Origin of the sequence: Marinobacter daepoensis DSM 16072 (assembly GCF_000421165.1) — a bacterium.
GTDB classification, from domain to species: Bacteria; Pseudomonadota; Gammaproteobacteria; order Pseudomonadales; family Oleiphilaceae; genus Marinobacter; species Marinobacter daepoensis.
This window is the reverse complement of record NZ_ATWI01000009.1, coordinates 598968-614334: the sequence shown is the minus strand read 5'-3', so window position 1 is coordinate 614334 and position 15367 is coordinate 598968. Positions and strand designations below refer to the sequence as shown.

At 55.3% G+C, this 15367-nt stretch carries 12 protein-coding genes; 11 read left to right on the top strand and 1 reads right to left on the bottom strand.

Features of this window, described 5'->3' with window-relative positions; genetic code table 11:
- Positions 1 to 33: 33 nt before the first annotated feature.
- From guaA to K325_RS0108295, 9 genes are all read left to right on the top strand, one after another.
- Positions 34 to 1611, top strand: coding sequence for a glutamine-hydrolyzing GMP synthase (gene guaA, locus K325_RS0108335; protein WP_029653809.1), 1578 nt, complete (start codon positions 34 to 36; stop codon positions 1609 to 1611).
- A gap of 821 nt (positions 1612 to 2432) precedes the next feature.
- A complete protein-coding gene (locus K325_RS0108330; RefSeq protein WP_029653808.1) occupies positions 2433 to 4157 on the top strand; it encodes a hypothetical protein in 1725 nt (574 codons plus the stop codon).
- Positions 4154 to 5884 (top strand): hypothetical protein, encoded by a 1731-nt coding sequence (locus K325_RS0108325; protein WP_051146599.1) that lies wholly within the window; start codon positions 4154 to 4156, stop codon positions 5882 to 5884. The genes K325_RS0108330 and K325_RS0108325 overlap by 4 nt, the downstream gene beginning before the upstream one ends.
- 402 nt (positions 5885 to 6286) lie before the next feature.
- Positions 6287 to 7330, top strand: coding sequence for an NADP-dependent oxidoreductase (locus K325_RS0108320; protein ID WP_029653806.1), 1044 nt, complete (start codon positions 6287 to 6289; stop codon positions 7328 to 7330).
- A 44-nt stretch (positions 7331 to 7374) separates the two neighbouring features.
- Positions 7375 to 8370 (top strand): DUF2860 family protein, encoded by a 996-nt coding sequence (locus K325_RS0108315; protein WP_029653805.1) that lies wholly within the window; start codon positions 7375 to 7377, stop codon positions 8368 to 8370.
- Between the two features lie 204 nt (positions 8371 to 8574).
- Entirely contained in the window at positions 8575 to 9084 is a 510-nt protein-coding gene (gene tadA / locus K325_RS0108310) for a tRNA adenosine(34) deaminase TadA (protein WP_265596843.1), read from the top strand.
- 9 nt (positions 9085 to 9093) lie between these two features.
- Entirely contained in the window at positions 9094 to 10083 is a 990-nt protein-coding gene (gene galE / locus K325_RS0108305; protein WP_029653803.1) for a UDP-glucose 4-epimerase GalE, read from the top strand.
- A gap of 33 nt (positions 10084 to 10116) precedes the next feature.
- Positions 10117 to 11463: a UDP-glucose dehydrogenase family protein gene (locus K325_RS0108300; protein WP_029653802.1), complete on the top strand. Its 1347-nt coding sequence runs from the start codon at positions 10117 to 10119 to the stop codon at positions 11461 to 11463.
- A 19-nt stretch (positions 11464 to 11482) separates the two neighbouring features.
- On the top strand, positions 11483 to 11893 hold the full coding sequence (locus tag K325_RS0108295; protein ID WP_029653801.1) for an HIT domain-containing protein: 411 nt from the start codon (positions 11483 to 11485) through the stop codon (positions 11891 to 11893).
- 7 nt (positions 11894 to 11900) lie between these two features.
- Here the strand turns inward: K325_RS0108295 and fabR are convergent, their stop codons facing one another.
- Positions 11901 to 12527: an HTH-type transcriptional repressor FabR gene (fabR, locus tag K325_RS0108290; RefSeq protein WP_029653800.1), complete on the bottom strand. Its 627-nt coding sequence runs from the start codon at positions 12525 to 12527 to the stop codon at positions 11901 to 11903.
- Between the two features lie 234 nt (positions 12528 to 12761).
- On the opposite strand from fabR, the gene aspS reads away from it, so the two are divergent.
- Both aspS and K325_RS0108280 read left to right on the top strand, forming a co-directional pair.
- Positions 12762 to 14561 (top strand): aspartate--tRNA ligase, encoded by a 1800-nt coding sequence (gene aspS / locus K325_RS0108285; protein WP_029653799.1) that lies wholly within the window; start codon positions 12762 to 12764, stop codon positions 14559 to 14561.
- Positions 14562 to 14616: 55 nt separating this feature from the next.
- A complete protein-coding gene (locus K325_RS0108280; protein WP_029653798.1) occupies positions 14617 to 15360 on the top strand; it encodes a YebC/PmpR family DNA-binding transcriptional regulator in 744 nt (247 codons plus the stop codon).
- Positions 15361 to 15367: the final 7 nt, after the last annotated feature.

The following is a 15367-nucleotide window of genomic DNA, read 5'->3' as shown; positions in this document are numbered from 1 at the left end:
GGCCGTGTTGTTTCTATACAGCCCGAGGACTCCATGGCCCAGAACATTCACGACCACCGTATCCTGATTCTCGATTTCGGTTCCCAATACACCCAGCTGATCGCCCGTCGCGTTCGGGAAATCGGGGTCTACTGCGAGATCAAGGCATTCGATATAACCGACGATGAACTCAACGAGTTCAACCCCAAAGGCATCATCCTCGCCGGTGGGCCGGAATCGGTTACCCAGCTGGGTGGCCCGCGGGCGCCCGACGGCTTGTTTGACCGCGGTATTCCGGTACTTGGCATCTGCTACGGAATGCAGACCATGGCCGAGCAGCTTGGTGGCCGGGTTGCCAGCTCCGAGAAGCGTGAGTTTGGGTACGCTCAGGTGAAAGTGCGGGCCAAAGGCCCTCTGCTGGCCGATATCACCGATCACCTGACGCCTGCCGGCGATTCGCTGCTGGATGTCTGGATGAGCCATGGCGACAAAGTCGTTGCCATGCCGGATGGGTTTGAACTGCTGGCCTCCACAGAAAGTGCGCCGATCGCTGCCATGCAGGACCTGAGCCGTAACCTGTATGGTGTTCAGTTCCACCCGGAAGTGACCCATACGCTGCAGGGCAAGCGGATTCTGGAGCACTTTGTGATGTCCATCTGTGGCTGTGAAGCACTCTGGACACCGGCAAAAATCGTCGATGATGCCGTTCAGCAGATCCGCGAGCAGGTGGGAAGTGACAAGGTTCTTCTTGGATTGTCCGGGGGCGTAGATTCCTCCGTCACGGCGGCGTTGCTGCACAAGGCCATCGGTGATCAGCTCACCTGTGTGTTCGTGGATAATGGCCTGCTTCGCCTGCACGAAGGCGATCAGGTGATGGATATGTTCGCCAGCAACATGGGAGTGAAGGTCATCCGGGCGGATGCCGAAGACCTCTTCCTGTCGAAGCTAAAAGGTGTGACCGATCCGGAACAGAAGCGGAAGATCATTGGCAACACCTTTATTGATGTGTTTGATGAAGAAGCCGCCAAGATCAAAGACGTGAACTGGCTGGCGCAAGGCACCATCTATCCGGACGTGATTGAGTCCGCCGCCTCCAAGACTGGCAAAGCGCACGTGATCAAGTCGCACCACAACGTTGGTGGCTTGCCGGAAACCATGAAGATGAAGCTGGTTGAGCCGCTGCGGGAGCTGTTCAAGGACGAAGTGCGCCGTATTGGCCTTGAACTCGGCCTGCCGTACGACATGGTGTATCGCCACCCGTTCCCCGGGCCGGGCCTGGGTGTACGCATCCTGGGTGAGGTTAAAAAAGAGTACGCCGAGATCCTGCGCCGCGCCGATGCCATTTTCCTTGAAGAGCTGCATCGTGCGGACCTGTACCACAAAACCAGTCAGGCGTTTGCCGTCTTCCTGCCGGTAAAATCCGTTGGTGTGGTCGGTGATGCCCGCCGCTATGAATACGTCATCGCCGTCAGGGCCGTGGAGACCGTGGATTTCATGACGGCACGCTGGGCTCATCTGCCGTATGAGCTGCTGGAGACCGTCTCCAACCGGATCATTAACGAAATCTCCGGTGTTTCCCGGGTGACTTACGATATTTCCTCCAAGCCGCCTGCGACGATTGAGTGGGAGTGAGTACGCGTTAGGCATTGGCTGGTACTAATTGTCATCAGTTGAAACTTAAGCTCATGTTTTCATGGGCTTTTTTGTTTTTGTCTGGCAGTGTTTGGCAACTGGTGGCAACTGGTGGCAGCGGGAAGCACTGCTTGAGCATGTTATCTAAGGTGGTATTATCGAAACATGAAGCCACGAGTGATAGCCGATACCATGCTGCTTGATCCTGTACGTACATGGTATCGAAATCGGAGAAGTATAGAACTCTTGCTGACCGATGCAAAGCTGAAGGCTCCGCCATATCCTGGTGTAGTTCTTACATTTTTTGCTATGTCGGTCTCCGAACGTTTGGACTGAAGGTGTCAGGTTAGCTTCGATTGGTAAGTGTTGCTTGGAGTCATTATCTAATTCGAAGGGCTTCTTTTGTCCATGCGTTTCCCCCTGATATTCCTCAATACACTGTAAGCTCTTCATGAAAAGCTGGCTTTTCGAAAACTTGGATCCTTACTTAGACTTTTGTCAGGTGGGTTTTTTGTGCACATTAATTGTTCCAATGTGTTGGCGTCATCTATGGATCATTGGGGGCGAGCAATGGCTAATAACCAGCTCCTGAACCTGAAACATGACGGGATTATGCTAGCCTGATCTACGAAAAGGCGGCCAGCGTGATAATTTTGCTGGCAAAAAAGGCGTAAACAGAGTCGGACGTGTACCTAAAGTCAGCGGTAGAAAAAAGAGGCTCGCGGCTCCGGCGGTAAGCTGCAATTCCATTCCATGTGTTCGCTACCCCCTGAGGATATTGTAAGCTCTTTTGTGTACGGATGATCCAGTAGGTGTGGAGAATGGAGAGAGCACTGTTAGACGAGGTGGAGCTGGTTACTCAGCTTCGCACACGCGGCTTGGTTCGCACTATCGCAGACCTAGAATGTCGTCGTCTGAGTGATGACCGTTCTGAGTTGCTGGAAGTACTCGCGACAATATTAAGCACCACCTATGCGCCACCGATTGACCTTCACGCCGATGAAGCGCTGGCAGAGTTGGAGGGATCACGCTTCTTTCTCGTCCAGGATGTGCTCTGCGACCTGATACCGCTTTTGAACGTAGATCAGGACGTCCTTCTTGCATTCATCACGCGGCTACTTGATAAAAGCGGTAATGATCTGGCTGCTGGTGCTCCGAGTACTGCTTTTGGGGAATGGACTAAGAAGGACACTGCCAGACCTTTCAAGATCTACGAAGCCGCACGTACTGGCGATAGCCTCGCTTTGCGCCAATTGTTCTCTGTTCTCCTAGTGAATGCTGATGTCGATGAGGGCCTCCTTTTCGCTCAAGCTCACGATAGGGAAGCGAAGCTAGCAGCAATTTCGGCATTGGGTGCCATGGAATTGGGTGAACGGCACAGTGAGGTATTCGACACACTATTCCAAGGAGCGTCTAGCGACGATGAGGGCACCGCTCTTCGGTCCCTTGAAGCAGCCTACCGAGCTGCTGCAAAACGAAAAGTATACGCATCAGCCCGCTTCGATGACCAGCTCGAGCGGGTCCTTCAAACACGTAGCCCACACGCGATTCACTTGGCGGCAGATCTCCTTTGGCGTTATCGAGAAGGCCTGACAGAGAATGCCATAGAGTTGTGCCTCAGTACCGTTGTAGATGTTGATCCAGGTAATACTGGAACCATCTCGCAAATCGATCATGCCTTATACAAACTCGTGCGGGATGGGCGCGCTGAACGAGCGGTCCGCCTACTTGGTGAATTGATTGAACGCTCAAAGGGGCGGATTACACTGGACGTGTTTCAGAGTACTTACCACGCCCTGACAGATGCAGGCGCCGATGTGGTTGGTAGTGCGGTTGTCTACTGGCTGCTCAACGGGGGGAGGTACATTCGTACATGCCTTGCTAATGAAGTGTGCCGCGTTGGAAACGATGCTCCACCTTTCTCAATTCCAACGACGGCTCTGCCAGCGGCTCCATCAGATCAGCTGTTTCTCTGCCGCAAGGCTGTCGGGTGGTTCTTTATCGATCCTTTGGCAGCGGTTGACATTCCATTAGCAGTACTTCGCGATGGATCTCCAGATATTGCCAGTGATGTCCTCAATCTGATCTACGATCCCCTGCTGCTAAGCTATGGTGGCAAGCTGAAGGAGTACCTTGAGCGCTACGTCGCGGACGGCGGAGTGAATGGTTCTGGTATTACTGAACTGCTTGCGCAAAAGGCTACATTTAAGGATGCGCTGGAGGGCATTGAGCGTTTGGTCGAACTGCACCCAAGCGAAATGCAGCGCGAAGCAGAGCGTGTTCAATGGAAAGAGCAGATGGAACGGGGCATGGAGCAGGGACGCCGGAAATCTATCTTTGAGGATCTCTTTTCTAAGCAATACATCCTCTATGGGCGCTCGTCTCTAACGCCGCTCCATACCGGTCAGGGCACCGCAGGTTTCACCGAGATCGAGATGAAATCGTTTTCTATCTCGTCCGAGCTGCCGCTCCTCAATATCGTTGATCCCGTCGGCCTTGAGAATATGCTTTTATATTTTAAACACGAGGCGCAGGAACAGCGATGAAACTTGTTGTTATGCATTATCTGCGCTCACTGCGCGAACGTGACGAGCTCGACGCTATTTTGCCTGATCTTTTAGCAGAGAGTGGGTTCGAAGTTATAACCCGTCCCCGGCGTGGGACGCGGCAAGCCGGTGTCGATGTCGCCGCAGTTGGACCTGATTCGGAACGCGATGGGGCTCGAAGCCTGTTCCTATTCACAATCAAGTCCGGCGATTTGACGCGAGAGCATTGGGATACCGGCCAGCAAGCAGTGCGGCCATCGCTGAACGAAATATTTGATGACTATATACCGAACCGTATCCCGCCTCATTTTGCAAACTTGCCAGTCGTTATCTGTGTATGCATGGGAGGGGAGATGCGCGAAGATGTTCGTGCCCAGTGGAGCGGGTTCTGCCGGAATAACGAGGCAGCCAACGTTCACTTTGCCGAGTGGAATGGAGATCGCCTCGCTGATCTGATCCTCAACGGCATGTTGCGTTCAGAGTTAATTGAGAGTGAGAACCGGGGCCGGTTTCAGAAGGCGCTAGCGATGCTTGACCAGCCCGATGTTGCTTATCGGCATTTCTGTCACTTGCTAAATGCCATCTTCACTGAACCCAAGAACCAGACAGAGCGCACACGCCAGCTACGCAAGGCCTACCTTTGCCTTTGGATTCTCTTCGTATGGGCGCGTGATGCGGGTAACCTTGAAGCTGCATACCGAGCATCTGAGCTGGTCCTGCTACGTAGTTGGCCGCACTGCGATAATACCCGTCTGCGTAAGGGGACAGCGCAGCAGGAGCGGCTGGCTCATTTCGATCAAGTCTTGAAGCTGTATAACATCATCGCTCACCTTCTTCTCGTCGAGAAAATTGGGCCGTTCGCCGATAAGCGCTACGCGTTGTCAATGGCCGTAAATTCTCGCAATGCAGTCGACATCAACATCGCGCTGTTCGAGACTCTGGGAAGGTTATCTCTCCACGGACTATGGTTGGATGCCTTCAGTAATGTGCAGGATGAGGCATTCGCGCAGGCAATGAGCGAAGCAGCGGATAAGGTGCTCAATATAGCAATCGGGATGCTGAACGCGAACCCGGCGCTTATTGTTCCCGTTCGCGACGATTTCGCGATCGAGCTAGCTCTGTTTATGCGTCTAGCAGACGTCCGCGGTCGTCTTTCCAATGTCGCCGACTATATTCGTGGCATAGCCGAGCATTTGTGCGACGGTCTGGTGACTCGGCAGCACTATCCGATCCCGACGACAGATTATCGAGACGTCCTCGCTCACCCCGGAGACCGAAGCGACGAATACTTCGAAGAGCATACGCGGGCGGGGATTCTGTACACCTTCGTGCTAGCTTGGCTTGCGATGATAGGAGATGAGGAGCGCGCAGAGCGCCTTCGCAGCACGTTGCTTGAGCACGCTCCCCACATGACGCACCAAATCTGGATTCCTGACGGTCAAACGGATGAGGTCTTCTGGGACGGTGGTCGAGAACATGGCCTATCGGTACCCGGTCTTCCACTCAGTGAGTCACTCGAAGCCGTTTTCGATCTAATCAATCGCGTAATTGGGGAGCATCCACTGGAGGAGCGAGTAAGTGCTGTGAGAATAGGTTTGGCCCCTATCCTCTTCATGGCCTGCCGCCATTATCGCATGCCTATCCCACCTCACCTTTGGCGAGGTGATGATCGTTCCGAACCGGCCAGAACCGCCACTGATCAAACAATATCTGATCCTGAAGCGTAGCAGGCACAGGGTAGGTAGTCTTCGGTGCTGGCCTGCCTCGCGCAAAGATGGAAAAGGCGAAATCAATAGATTTCGCAGTAATTATTGATGGACTATGCTGTGCATAGTGTTTTTCATGGTATTAGGTTGATCGTTTGTTATAAGTTTTGAAATATTGGTTTTATTTTTGATTATTTACGATTGGGTGGGGAGAGTTTTCCCTCCATTTGACTCCCCAACACCAAACCCGGCCTCAGGCCGGGTTTGGTGTTTCTGGCAAGCAAAAAATTCCTGATCTGGTTATTTCCACTTATTTACTCCGTTTTGTGTCACGAAATACACTGCACCGTATAGTGTACTTATTGGTTGTCCGTGCGCTATGCAGTCTGAATACTTCCAGTACCTAACGAGGATTGAACGCTCATGACACAGAACGGCACCCAAAACCGTCAACTGACTCTCGCTTCGCGTCCGGCCGGAGCGCCGGGAAAGGATAACTTTCACCTGAAACTTGATTCCGTGCCTCAGATTGAGGAAGGGCAGCTGTTGCTTCGCACGGTTTATCTGAGCCTTGATCCGTACATGCGCGGGCGCATGAGTGATGCGAAATCCTACGCCGAGCCGGTGGCGATAGGCGAGGTGATGGTGGGGGGCACGGTTAACCGGGTGGTTGCTTCCCGGCATCCGGATTATCAGGCAGGGGACTGGGTCGTCAGTTATACCGTTGGCTGGCAGGATTACGGTGTGTCTGATGGTTCCATGCTGTTCAAGCTGAACCCGGAGCTCGGGCCGGTTTCCCACGCGCTGGGCGTCTTGGGAATGCCTGGGTTTACCGCTTACATGGGGCTGAAAGACATTGGCCAGCCGGAGCCGGGAGAGACTCTGGTGGTGGCCGCTGCCACCGGCCCGGTGGGGGCGACGGTGGCTCAGATTGGCAAGATTATGGGGTGCCGGGTCGTCGCGATCGCAGGTGGGGAGCAGAAGCGGCAGCACCTGGAGGCCATGGGGGTGGATGTGGCTCTGGATCACCGCGACCCGGACTTTGCCCAAAAGCTGGCAGAAGCCTGCCCGAAGGGCATTGATATCTACTTTGAGAACGTGGGTGGCGCGGTGTTCCGGGCGGTGTTGCCTTTGCTTAACTTCCGCGCCCGCATTCCTTTGTGCGGCACAGTCTCAGGGTACAACGCGGTGGATTTGCCGGAAGGCCCGGACCATCTGGATATGGCCTGGTCTATTTTGCAGACCCGGAGAGTCAAGGTTCAGGGCTTCATCATTTTCGATGACTACGGGCATCGTTATGAAGAGTTCGCCGAGGAAATGGCCCGTTGGGTTGCTGAAGGAAAGATTGAGTATCTGGAGCAGATTATTGACGGCCTTGAAGCCGCTCCGGAAGGGCTTCGGGATCTTCTTGAAGGAAAGAATTTCGGGAAGCTGGTCGTCCGGGTTGGCCCGGATGAGTTGGCCTGATGCAGCAGGTTTAAATCCGATTATGGATACTTTCCGGAGGTCAGATGCGTAGATTCTCATTGATAACACTGGCGGTACTCAGCGGAGCCTCGGCTCACGCTGAGGTGGTCAGGATTCCCCAGGAGTCGGGGTTTTCCGGCTATGTGATGGGGGGTGTCGGCTATACCGACTATCAAAGTAACTTTTTCCAGGGGCCAGACGACGACCATGAAACCCATGGCGGTCTGGGCGGGGGGCCGGATGACCGGAATGCTGTTCATGCCGTTGGTGGTCTGGATTTGCGTTACACGTTTGCGGAAACCCGGACTCAGGTGTTTCTGGGGAACCTTCTCCAGGACGCAATCCGCTACGATTTCACCCAGCAATTCGGTGTGCGGCAGGAGGTGGACGGGAAGGGCATCGTGGCGCTTTCCTACGTGTTCAATACCAAAGATGCTGAAACCTGGAGTGATCCTTATCAAAACGGTGACCGTGATGACACCGACATGACGATGGATGGGGTGCGTCTGGCCTGGGATCAGATCTGGGGATCGGGTTTCAATGCCGGTTATACCTACCAGGAACTGGATCTGGACCGGGAAAAAAGCGGGGAGAGCCTCGGGCTTGATGCGCGGGAGCGTGCTTTGCTGGACCGCAACGGGACGGTTCACCAGTTCCGTTTCTCCTACGATTGGGCGATTGCGCCGAATCAGGGATTACGCCCCGAGGTGGTATACAGCAATGGCGACCTTGATGGAGAGGCCGTCAGTTTCGATCGCTACCTGTTCAAGCTCACCTATGGTCTGCATCGGGAGCGCTGGTCGCTGACGGCGAACGCGTTCGCGGGCACCACCCGTTACAGCGATGACAATCCGGTTTTCTCGGACAGGGCGAATTCGGATGAGTATGGCCTGGGAGCCAGTGTGTACTGGCACAAGCTGTTCGGTGTGAACCGCCTGAGCGGAATCGCATCCGTCGCCCTGATGGAATCGGAGTCGGATATCCGTTTCTACGACGCGGGTATGAGCCATGTGAGCACGGGCCTGCTGTACAAGTTCTGAGCCTGTCCGGGCCGGTGGTATTCCGGTTTGATCAGCAAGGGGGGGCCTGATAATGGCCCCCTTTTTTTATTGGAATCTCCGGTATGGCTTTTCCGTGTTCTGGGTGTCGAGTATGCATTGAGAGGCGGTAAAACCGGGGCAGGATTTGATATGATGGTACAGGTTTAATGAGCAACTGACCTGTGGCCCGACTGGAAGCCTTCTTTGAGCACTGATCCCTGCCGTAATATTGACGAGTACTGGATGAATCGCGCCCTGGCTCTGGCCGCCGAGGCGGCACTACGCGATGAGGTGCCGGTAGGGGCTGTGGTGGTGCTTGACGGCAAGGAAGTCGGTGCCGGGTTTAATGCGCCGATCAGTGGGTGCGACCCGACCGCCCATGCCGAAATCCGGGCATTGCGTGATGCTGCTGCGAGGGTTGGGAATTACAGGCTGTCCGGCGCCACGCTGTATGTGACTCTGGAGCCCTGTACCATGTGTGTGGGGGCCATCGTCCACAGTCGCATCAGTCGTTTGGTGTATGGCGCGCCGGAACCAAAAGCCGGGGCTGTTGAATCTGCTCGGAAAACTCTTGAAGAACCGCACCTGAACTGGGCTGTAGAGCCGGTTTCGGGTATCCTCGCCGAACAGTGCGGCAAGATCATCAGCGAATTTTTCAGTCGCCGCCGGCACGAGATCCGGCAGCGGCGCCAACAGTTATCAGGGAAGGAGTGACTATCTGACATGAACGTTCTCGTTACCGGCGGTGCCGGTTATATTGGCAGCCATGTTGTCCGGCAACTGGCGCAGGCAGGGCATGACATTGTTGTCTATGACAATCTGTCCACCGGCTACCGCTGGGCGGTGACCGCCGGTGAGCTTGTGGTGGGTGATCTGGCGGACGAGCAGGCGTTGGATGCCGTATTCGCTTCCCATAGCTTTGATGCGGTGCTTCATTTTGCGGCGAATATTGTGGTGCCGGAGTCGGTGGCCAACCCACTGAAGTATTACGGCAATAACACGCGGAACACGCTGAACTTGCTCAAGGCGGTCGAAAAATACGATATTCCTTACATGGTGTTCTCCTCGACGGCGGCCGTCTACGGCATGCCCGATGAGACGGTGTTGACTGAGGATATGCCTCTGGCCCCCATCAATCCGTACGGCGCTTCCAAAATGATGAGCGAGCGGATGATCATGGATCTGGCCGCGGCCTCAAAGCTCAATTATGTGATTCTCCGGTATTTCAACGTGGCGGGCGCCAATCCCGATGGGCTGCTGGGGCAGTCGACACCTGAGGCAACTCACCTGATCAAGGTCGCCTGTGAGTGCGTGACCGGCCAGCGGGATGGTATGAGTGTGTTCGGGACCGATTACGAAACCCGGGACGGCACGTGCATCCGCGATTACATTCACGTTGAGGATCTGGCCAAGGCGCACGTGATGGCGTTGGATTATATGGCCAATGGCGGGCAGTCTGAGGTGCTGAACTGCGGCTATGGCCGTGGTTTCACTGTGCGTGAAGTAATTGATGTGGTGAAGTCTGAGTCTGGTGCGGCGTTCCCTGTGCAGGAAACCGGCCGCCGGGCTGGCGATCCGGCTGCGCTGATGGCCGACAATACAAAAATCAAAAACATTCTGGGCTGGCAGCCGGATTACGATGACCTCAATACCATCGTCCGTACCGCGTTGGCCTGGGAAAAAATCTGGCTGCAGAAAAAGTCTGCTCACTGACCATTTTTGTTACATCTTTTCGGGAAGAATTGCATGAAAATCACGATTTTTGGAACCGGGTACGTTGGCCTTGTTACCGGAGCTTGTCTGGCGGATGTCGGGCATAACGTACTTTGCATGGATGTCGATCAGGGCAAGATCGAAAAACTCAAGAATGGCCAGATTCCTATCTATGAGCCGGGCCTGGACAATATTGTAAAACACACAGTGGAAGCGGGTCGTCTGGCGTTTACCACCGATACTGAAGAAGCGGTCAGGCACGGCACGTTGCAGTTCATTGCCGTGGGTACACCGCCGGATGAGGACGGCTCTGCCGACTTGCAGTACGTGCTGGCGGTGGCGAAGTCCATTGGTCAGTACATGGATGATTACAAGGTGGTGGTGGATAAATCCACTGTGCCCGTGGGTACCGGCGACAAGGTGAAAGCTGCGGTCCGTGCTCAGTTGGATCAGCGTGGTCTGGAGCTGGATTTTGATGTGGTGTCCAACCCGGAATTCCTGAAGGAAGGGGCGGCCATCAACGACTTCATGAAGCCGGACCGGATTGTTGTAGGCACAGAAAGCGAGCGCGCGGCGGAGCTGTTGCGGGAAGTCTACTACCCGTTTAACCGCAATCACGACCGGATGATTTTCATGGACATCCGTTCCGCAGAGCTGACCAAGTATGCGGCTAATGCCCTGCTGGCCACCAAAATCAGCTTCATGAATGAAGTGGCCAACCTGGCGGAACGTCTGGGCGCTGATATTGAAGAAGTGCGCCGTGGGATCGGTTCCGACCCGCGTATTGGTTACCACTTTATCTATCCCGGTTGTGGTTACGGCGGTTCCTGTTTCCCGAAGGATGTGCAGGCTCTGGCGCGTACTGCGCGTGCCTGTGACTACGATTCCAAGTTGCTGAATGCCGTTGAGGCTGTCAACTACGCACAGAAACATGTGCTGTTTGACAAGGTGTCTCATTACTTCCAGGGCAACCTTGAGGGCAAGGTTGTCGCGTTGTGGGGGCTGTCCTTCAAGCCTAATACCGATGATATGCGGGAGGCGTCTTCCCGTACATTGATGGAGAGTCTCTGGCGTGCCGGTGCGAGTGTCCAGGCTTTTGACCCGGAGGCAATGGAGGAGACTCAGCGCATTTATGGTGACCGCGACGATCTGACGCTGTGTGGTACGAAAGAGCAGGCGCTGAAAGGGGCCGATGTTCTGGTGATCTGTACAGAGTGGAAAGAGTTCCGTTCGCCGGACTTTGATGCGGTTGCGACCGCCCTGAATGAACCGGTGGTGTTTGATGGCCGGAACCTCTACGAGCCAGAGATGCTGGATCGTCACGGCCTGATCTACTACGCCATTGGTCGTGGCCGCAATCAGTTTCATTCGGCCGACTGAGGTCTGAGGAGCGCAAGTGATGTTTCAGCTCCACGAACGGTTAGCCGCCGACACTCACAAGCTGGGCGAAAGTCGCTTGTGTGAGGTTCTGCTGATGAACGACAGCACCTGGCCCTGGGTGATTCTGGTGCCCAGAGTGCCTGGCGTTCGGGAGATCTACGAACTGGATCAGCAACAGCAGCAGCGGTTACTGGCAGAGTCCTCTGCTCTGAGCGAGGGGATGATGGCGCTGTTTTCGGGAGATAAGATGAATGTGGCGGCGCTGGGGAACATGGTGCCGCAACTTCATCTGCATCACATTGTTCGCTTTGAGGGTGACCCGGCCTGGCCGGGCCCCGTCTGGGGCATGCAGCCTCCGGTCTCTTATGAGGCCGGGCAGCTGGCCGGCGTTGCTGCGAAGTTTCAGGCGCTGTTGGATTCGCTGGCCTGAGATTGCTTTACTCCTGGCCCTGTTGCCACCGGGCCAGGGTCTGCGAGCCTACCAGGATCATTCTCAGCTCGGTTTTTAGTTTAAGTTTGAGCTCGTCCCGCTCTTTTGGGGTAGCGTCGAGGGCTTCAGCTCCCTGGTTGAAGACCAGCGTTACCATAGCCTCTGCCACCAATCGCGCCTCTGTCAGCGATTTGTTCTGTTCATCAGCAAATCGAACCAGGTCGTCGGCCAGTTCGGTTACGAAGTGATCGATTTCGGCTTTGACCGCTGTTCGAAAAGGCTTTGATACCCCGGTGCGCTCCCTCAGCATGAGGCGGAACAGGTTGGCGTTGTTGCCAAGATATTCCATAAATGTATCCACCGAGGTGGAGATGGCGCTGCCGTCCCGGGCAATCCGCTTGCGGGCCTGCCGCATGAGCTGGCGAAGCGCGACACCGCCTTCATCCACCAGGGCAAGGCCAAGTTCATCAAGCTCCGAGAAATGGCGGTAGAACGAGGTGGGCGCGATGCCTGCTTCCCGGGCAACTTCCCTCAGGCTCAGGCTGCCAAACCCGCGGTCTGCGCTCAATTGGGCGAGGGCAGCGTCCATCAGCGCGCGACGGGTCCTCAGCTTCTGTTCCGCTCTGGTGGCCAACGTGTAACTCCATGCTTCGGTCAAACCATGCATTTTAGCCCCGGGGTTTTTGATAGTCATCCCGGGAGAGGCGCCTGAGTACCATTTGTGCTCTGAGACGCCTGATTTTCAGTGTCATTGTGTTTATAATGGGCGGCTTTTCGGCCACGGCCATCGTCTTTTTGCGAGGGCTGACAGAATCAGCTCTAACGCTTTGATTTAACGCGAACACATTCAGAAACAACGGGAACCGGTATGCGCAGCCATTATTGCGGTGGGATCAACGAATCCCACATCGATCAGGAAGTGACACTCTGCGGATGGGTACATCGCCGCCGCGATCACGGTGGGGTAATCTTCCTGGATCTGCGAGATCGGGATGGCTTGTCTCAGGTGGTTGTAGATCCAGACACCCCCGAAAGCTTTGCCCTGGCAGAGAAAGTCCGCAGCGAATTTGTTATCAAGGTCACCGGCCGAGTTCGTCGTCGCCCGGCTGGAACCGAGAATAACAACATGCCCACCGGTCAGGTGGAGTTGTTGGGCAAAGAGGTCGTGATTCTGAACGCGGCTGCCACCCCTCCGTTCCCGCTGGATGAGCATGTGGACGTGGGTGAGGATGTGCGTCTGCGTTATCGTTTTGTGGACCTGCGCCGCCCGGAAATGATCAATCGCCTCCGGTTCCGCTCCCGCGTGACCAGTTACATTCGTAACTTCCTGGATAGCCGCGGTTTCATGGACGTTGAAACTCCGATTCTTACTCGCGCAACGCCGGAAGGCGCCCGTGATTACCTGGTGCCGAGCCGTACCCACGAAGGTTCCTTTTTTGCTTTGCCGCAGTCTCCGCAGCTGTTCAAGCAGATGCTGATGGTCTCTGGTGTCGATCGTTACTACCAGATTGCCAAGTGCTTCCGGGACGAAGATCTGCGCGCTGATCGTCAGCCGGAGTTCACGCAGGTGGATATCGAGGCGTCGTTCATCGATGAACAGGCGCTGATGGAGCTGAATGAAGACATGGTTCGCGCTCTGTTCAAGGATGTCCTGGATGTGGAGCTGCCTGAATTCCCCCGTATGCCGTATTCAGAAGCCATGCAGCGCTATGGCAGCGACAAGCCTGATCTTCGGATTCCCCTGGAGCTGCAGGACGTTGGTGATCTGGTTGAAAGTGTGGACTTCAAAGTCTTCGCCGGCCCGGCTCAGGACCCGAAAGGGCGTGTCGCTGCGCTGCGTGTGCCTAAAGGGGCTGAGCTGACCCGTAAGCAGATTGATGACTACACCAAGTTTGTTGGTATCTACGGTGCAAAGGGGCTCGCCTACATCAAGGTCAATGAGCTTGCCAAGGGTGTCGACGGCCTGCAGTCACCCATTGTGAAGTTCCTGGGTGGTGACGTTGCACTGGCAATCATGGAGCGGGTAGGCGCTGAGGATGGCGACCTCGTGTTCTTCGGTGCCGACAAGGCGTCGGTGGTCAATGAGGCGCTGGGCGCCTTGCGGATCAAAGTCGGGCACGATCTCAACATGCTGACCTCTGAGTGGGCACCGCTGTGGGTGGTTGACTTCCCGATGTTTGAAGAGCTGCCTGATGGCGGGCTGACGGCGATTCACCATCCGTTTACGGCGCCGTCCTGCAGCCCCGAAGAACTGGCGTCAGACCCGGCAAATGCGTTGTCCCGTGCCTATGACATGGTGTTGAATGGCACCGAGCTGGGCGGTGGGTCTATCCGTATCCACGATGAAAAAATGCAGGAAGCGGTGTTCCGTATTCTGGGCATTGGTGAGGAAGAGGCGCGTGCCAAATTTGGCTTCCTGCTGGACGCTCTGAAGTTCGGCTGCCCCCCTCATGGCGGCCTGGCTTTTGGTCTGGATCGACTGGTGATGCTGATGACCGGCTCATCGTCTATCCGTGACGTCATTGCTTTCCCGAAAACCCAGAGTGCCACCTGTCTGATGACTCAGGCGCCGGGCGAAGTAGACGAGAAGCAGCTGAAAGAGTTGCATATCCGCCTTCGTCGATCTGCAAAAGCCGTTGACGGCAACAAGGCAGAAGACAAGTCGTAAATCCGATTGCCGGAGCGTCCAGGGGGCGCTCCGGTAACCGTCAGGAGTATTGATAATGGCTGGACACAGCAAATGGGCCAATATCAAGCACCGCAAAGCGGCCCAGGATGCAAAGCGTGGTAAGATTTTTACCAAGCTGATCCGCGAGCTTACTGTTGCTGCCCGCATGGGCGGTGGCGATCCCAATGATAATCCCCGTTTGCGTGCGGTGGTCGATAAGGCCCTGACCGCAAACATGAAAAAAGACACCATTGAGCGAGCCATTGAGCGCGGCGCTGGTGGTGGCGATGACAGCAACTACGAAGAACTCACGTACGAAGGTTACGGCCATGGCGGCGTCGCCGTGTTCGTGGAAGCGATGACCGATAACCGGAATCGTACGGTGGCTGAGGTGCGTCATGCCTTCAGCAAGTTCGGTGGCAATCTCGGTACAGAGGGTTCCGTTGCCTATCTTTTCAGCCGGCAGGGCATCATCAGCTATGGGCCCGACACCGACGGTGACCAACTGATGGAGTCAGCACTTGACGCCGGGGCAGACGATCTTCAGGTGCAGGATGATGGCTCGTATGAAATCGTGACCACCCCTGACGAGTATCTGGATGTAAAAGACTCGCTGGTGGCAGCAGGTTTTGTGCCAGACAACGCGGAGGTCACTATGGTGCCATCCACCACTGCGGAGCTTGATCGTGAGGGTGCAGAGACCTTTCTCAAGTTGATTGATCTTCTGGAAGATCTGGATGACGTGCAGAACGTCTATCACAACGCAGAGATTTCTGCCGACATCATGGAGTCCCTTTAGTTTGACC

Coding starts and splice junctions, on each gene's coding strand:
- K325_RS0108300 (WP_029653802.1), top strand. CDS start 10,117: ATGAAAATCACGATTTTTGGAACCGGGTACGTTGGCCTTGTTACCGGA.
- K325_RS0108280 (WP_029653798.1), top strand. CDS start 14,617: ATGGCTGGACACAGCAAATGGGCCAATATCAAGCACCGCAAAGCGGCC.
- K325_RS0108330 (WP_029653808.1), top strand. CDS start 2,433: ATGGAGAGAGCACTGTTAGACGAGGTGGAGCTGGTTACTCAGCTTCGC.
- K325_RS0108295 (WP_029653801.1), top strand. CDS start 11,483: ATGTTTCAGCTCCACGAACGGTTAGCCGCCGACACTCACAAGCTGGGC.
- K325_RS0108315 (WP_029653805.1), top strand. CDS start 7,375: ATGCGTAGATTCTCATTGATAACACTGGCGGTACTCAGCGGAGCCTCG.
- aspS (WP_029653799.1), top strand. CDS start 12,762: ATGCGCAGCCATTATTGCGGTGGGATCAACGAATCCCACATCGATCAG.
- K325_RS0108325 (WP_051146599.1), top strand. CDS start 4,154: ATGAAACTTGTTGTTATGCATTATCTGCGCTCACTGCGCGAACGTGAC.
- K325_RS0108320 (WP_029653806.1), top strand. CDS start 6,287: ATGACACAGAACGGCACCCAAAACCGTCAACTGACTCTCGCTTCGCGT.
- guaA (WP_029653809.1), top strand. CDS start 34: ATGGCCCAGAACATTCACGACCACCGTATCCTGATTCTCGATTTCGGT.
- galE (WP_029653803.1), top strand. CDS start 9,094: ATGAACGTTCTCGTTACCGGCGGTGCCGGTTATATTGGCAGCCATGTT.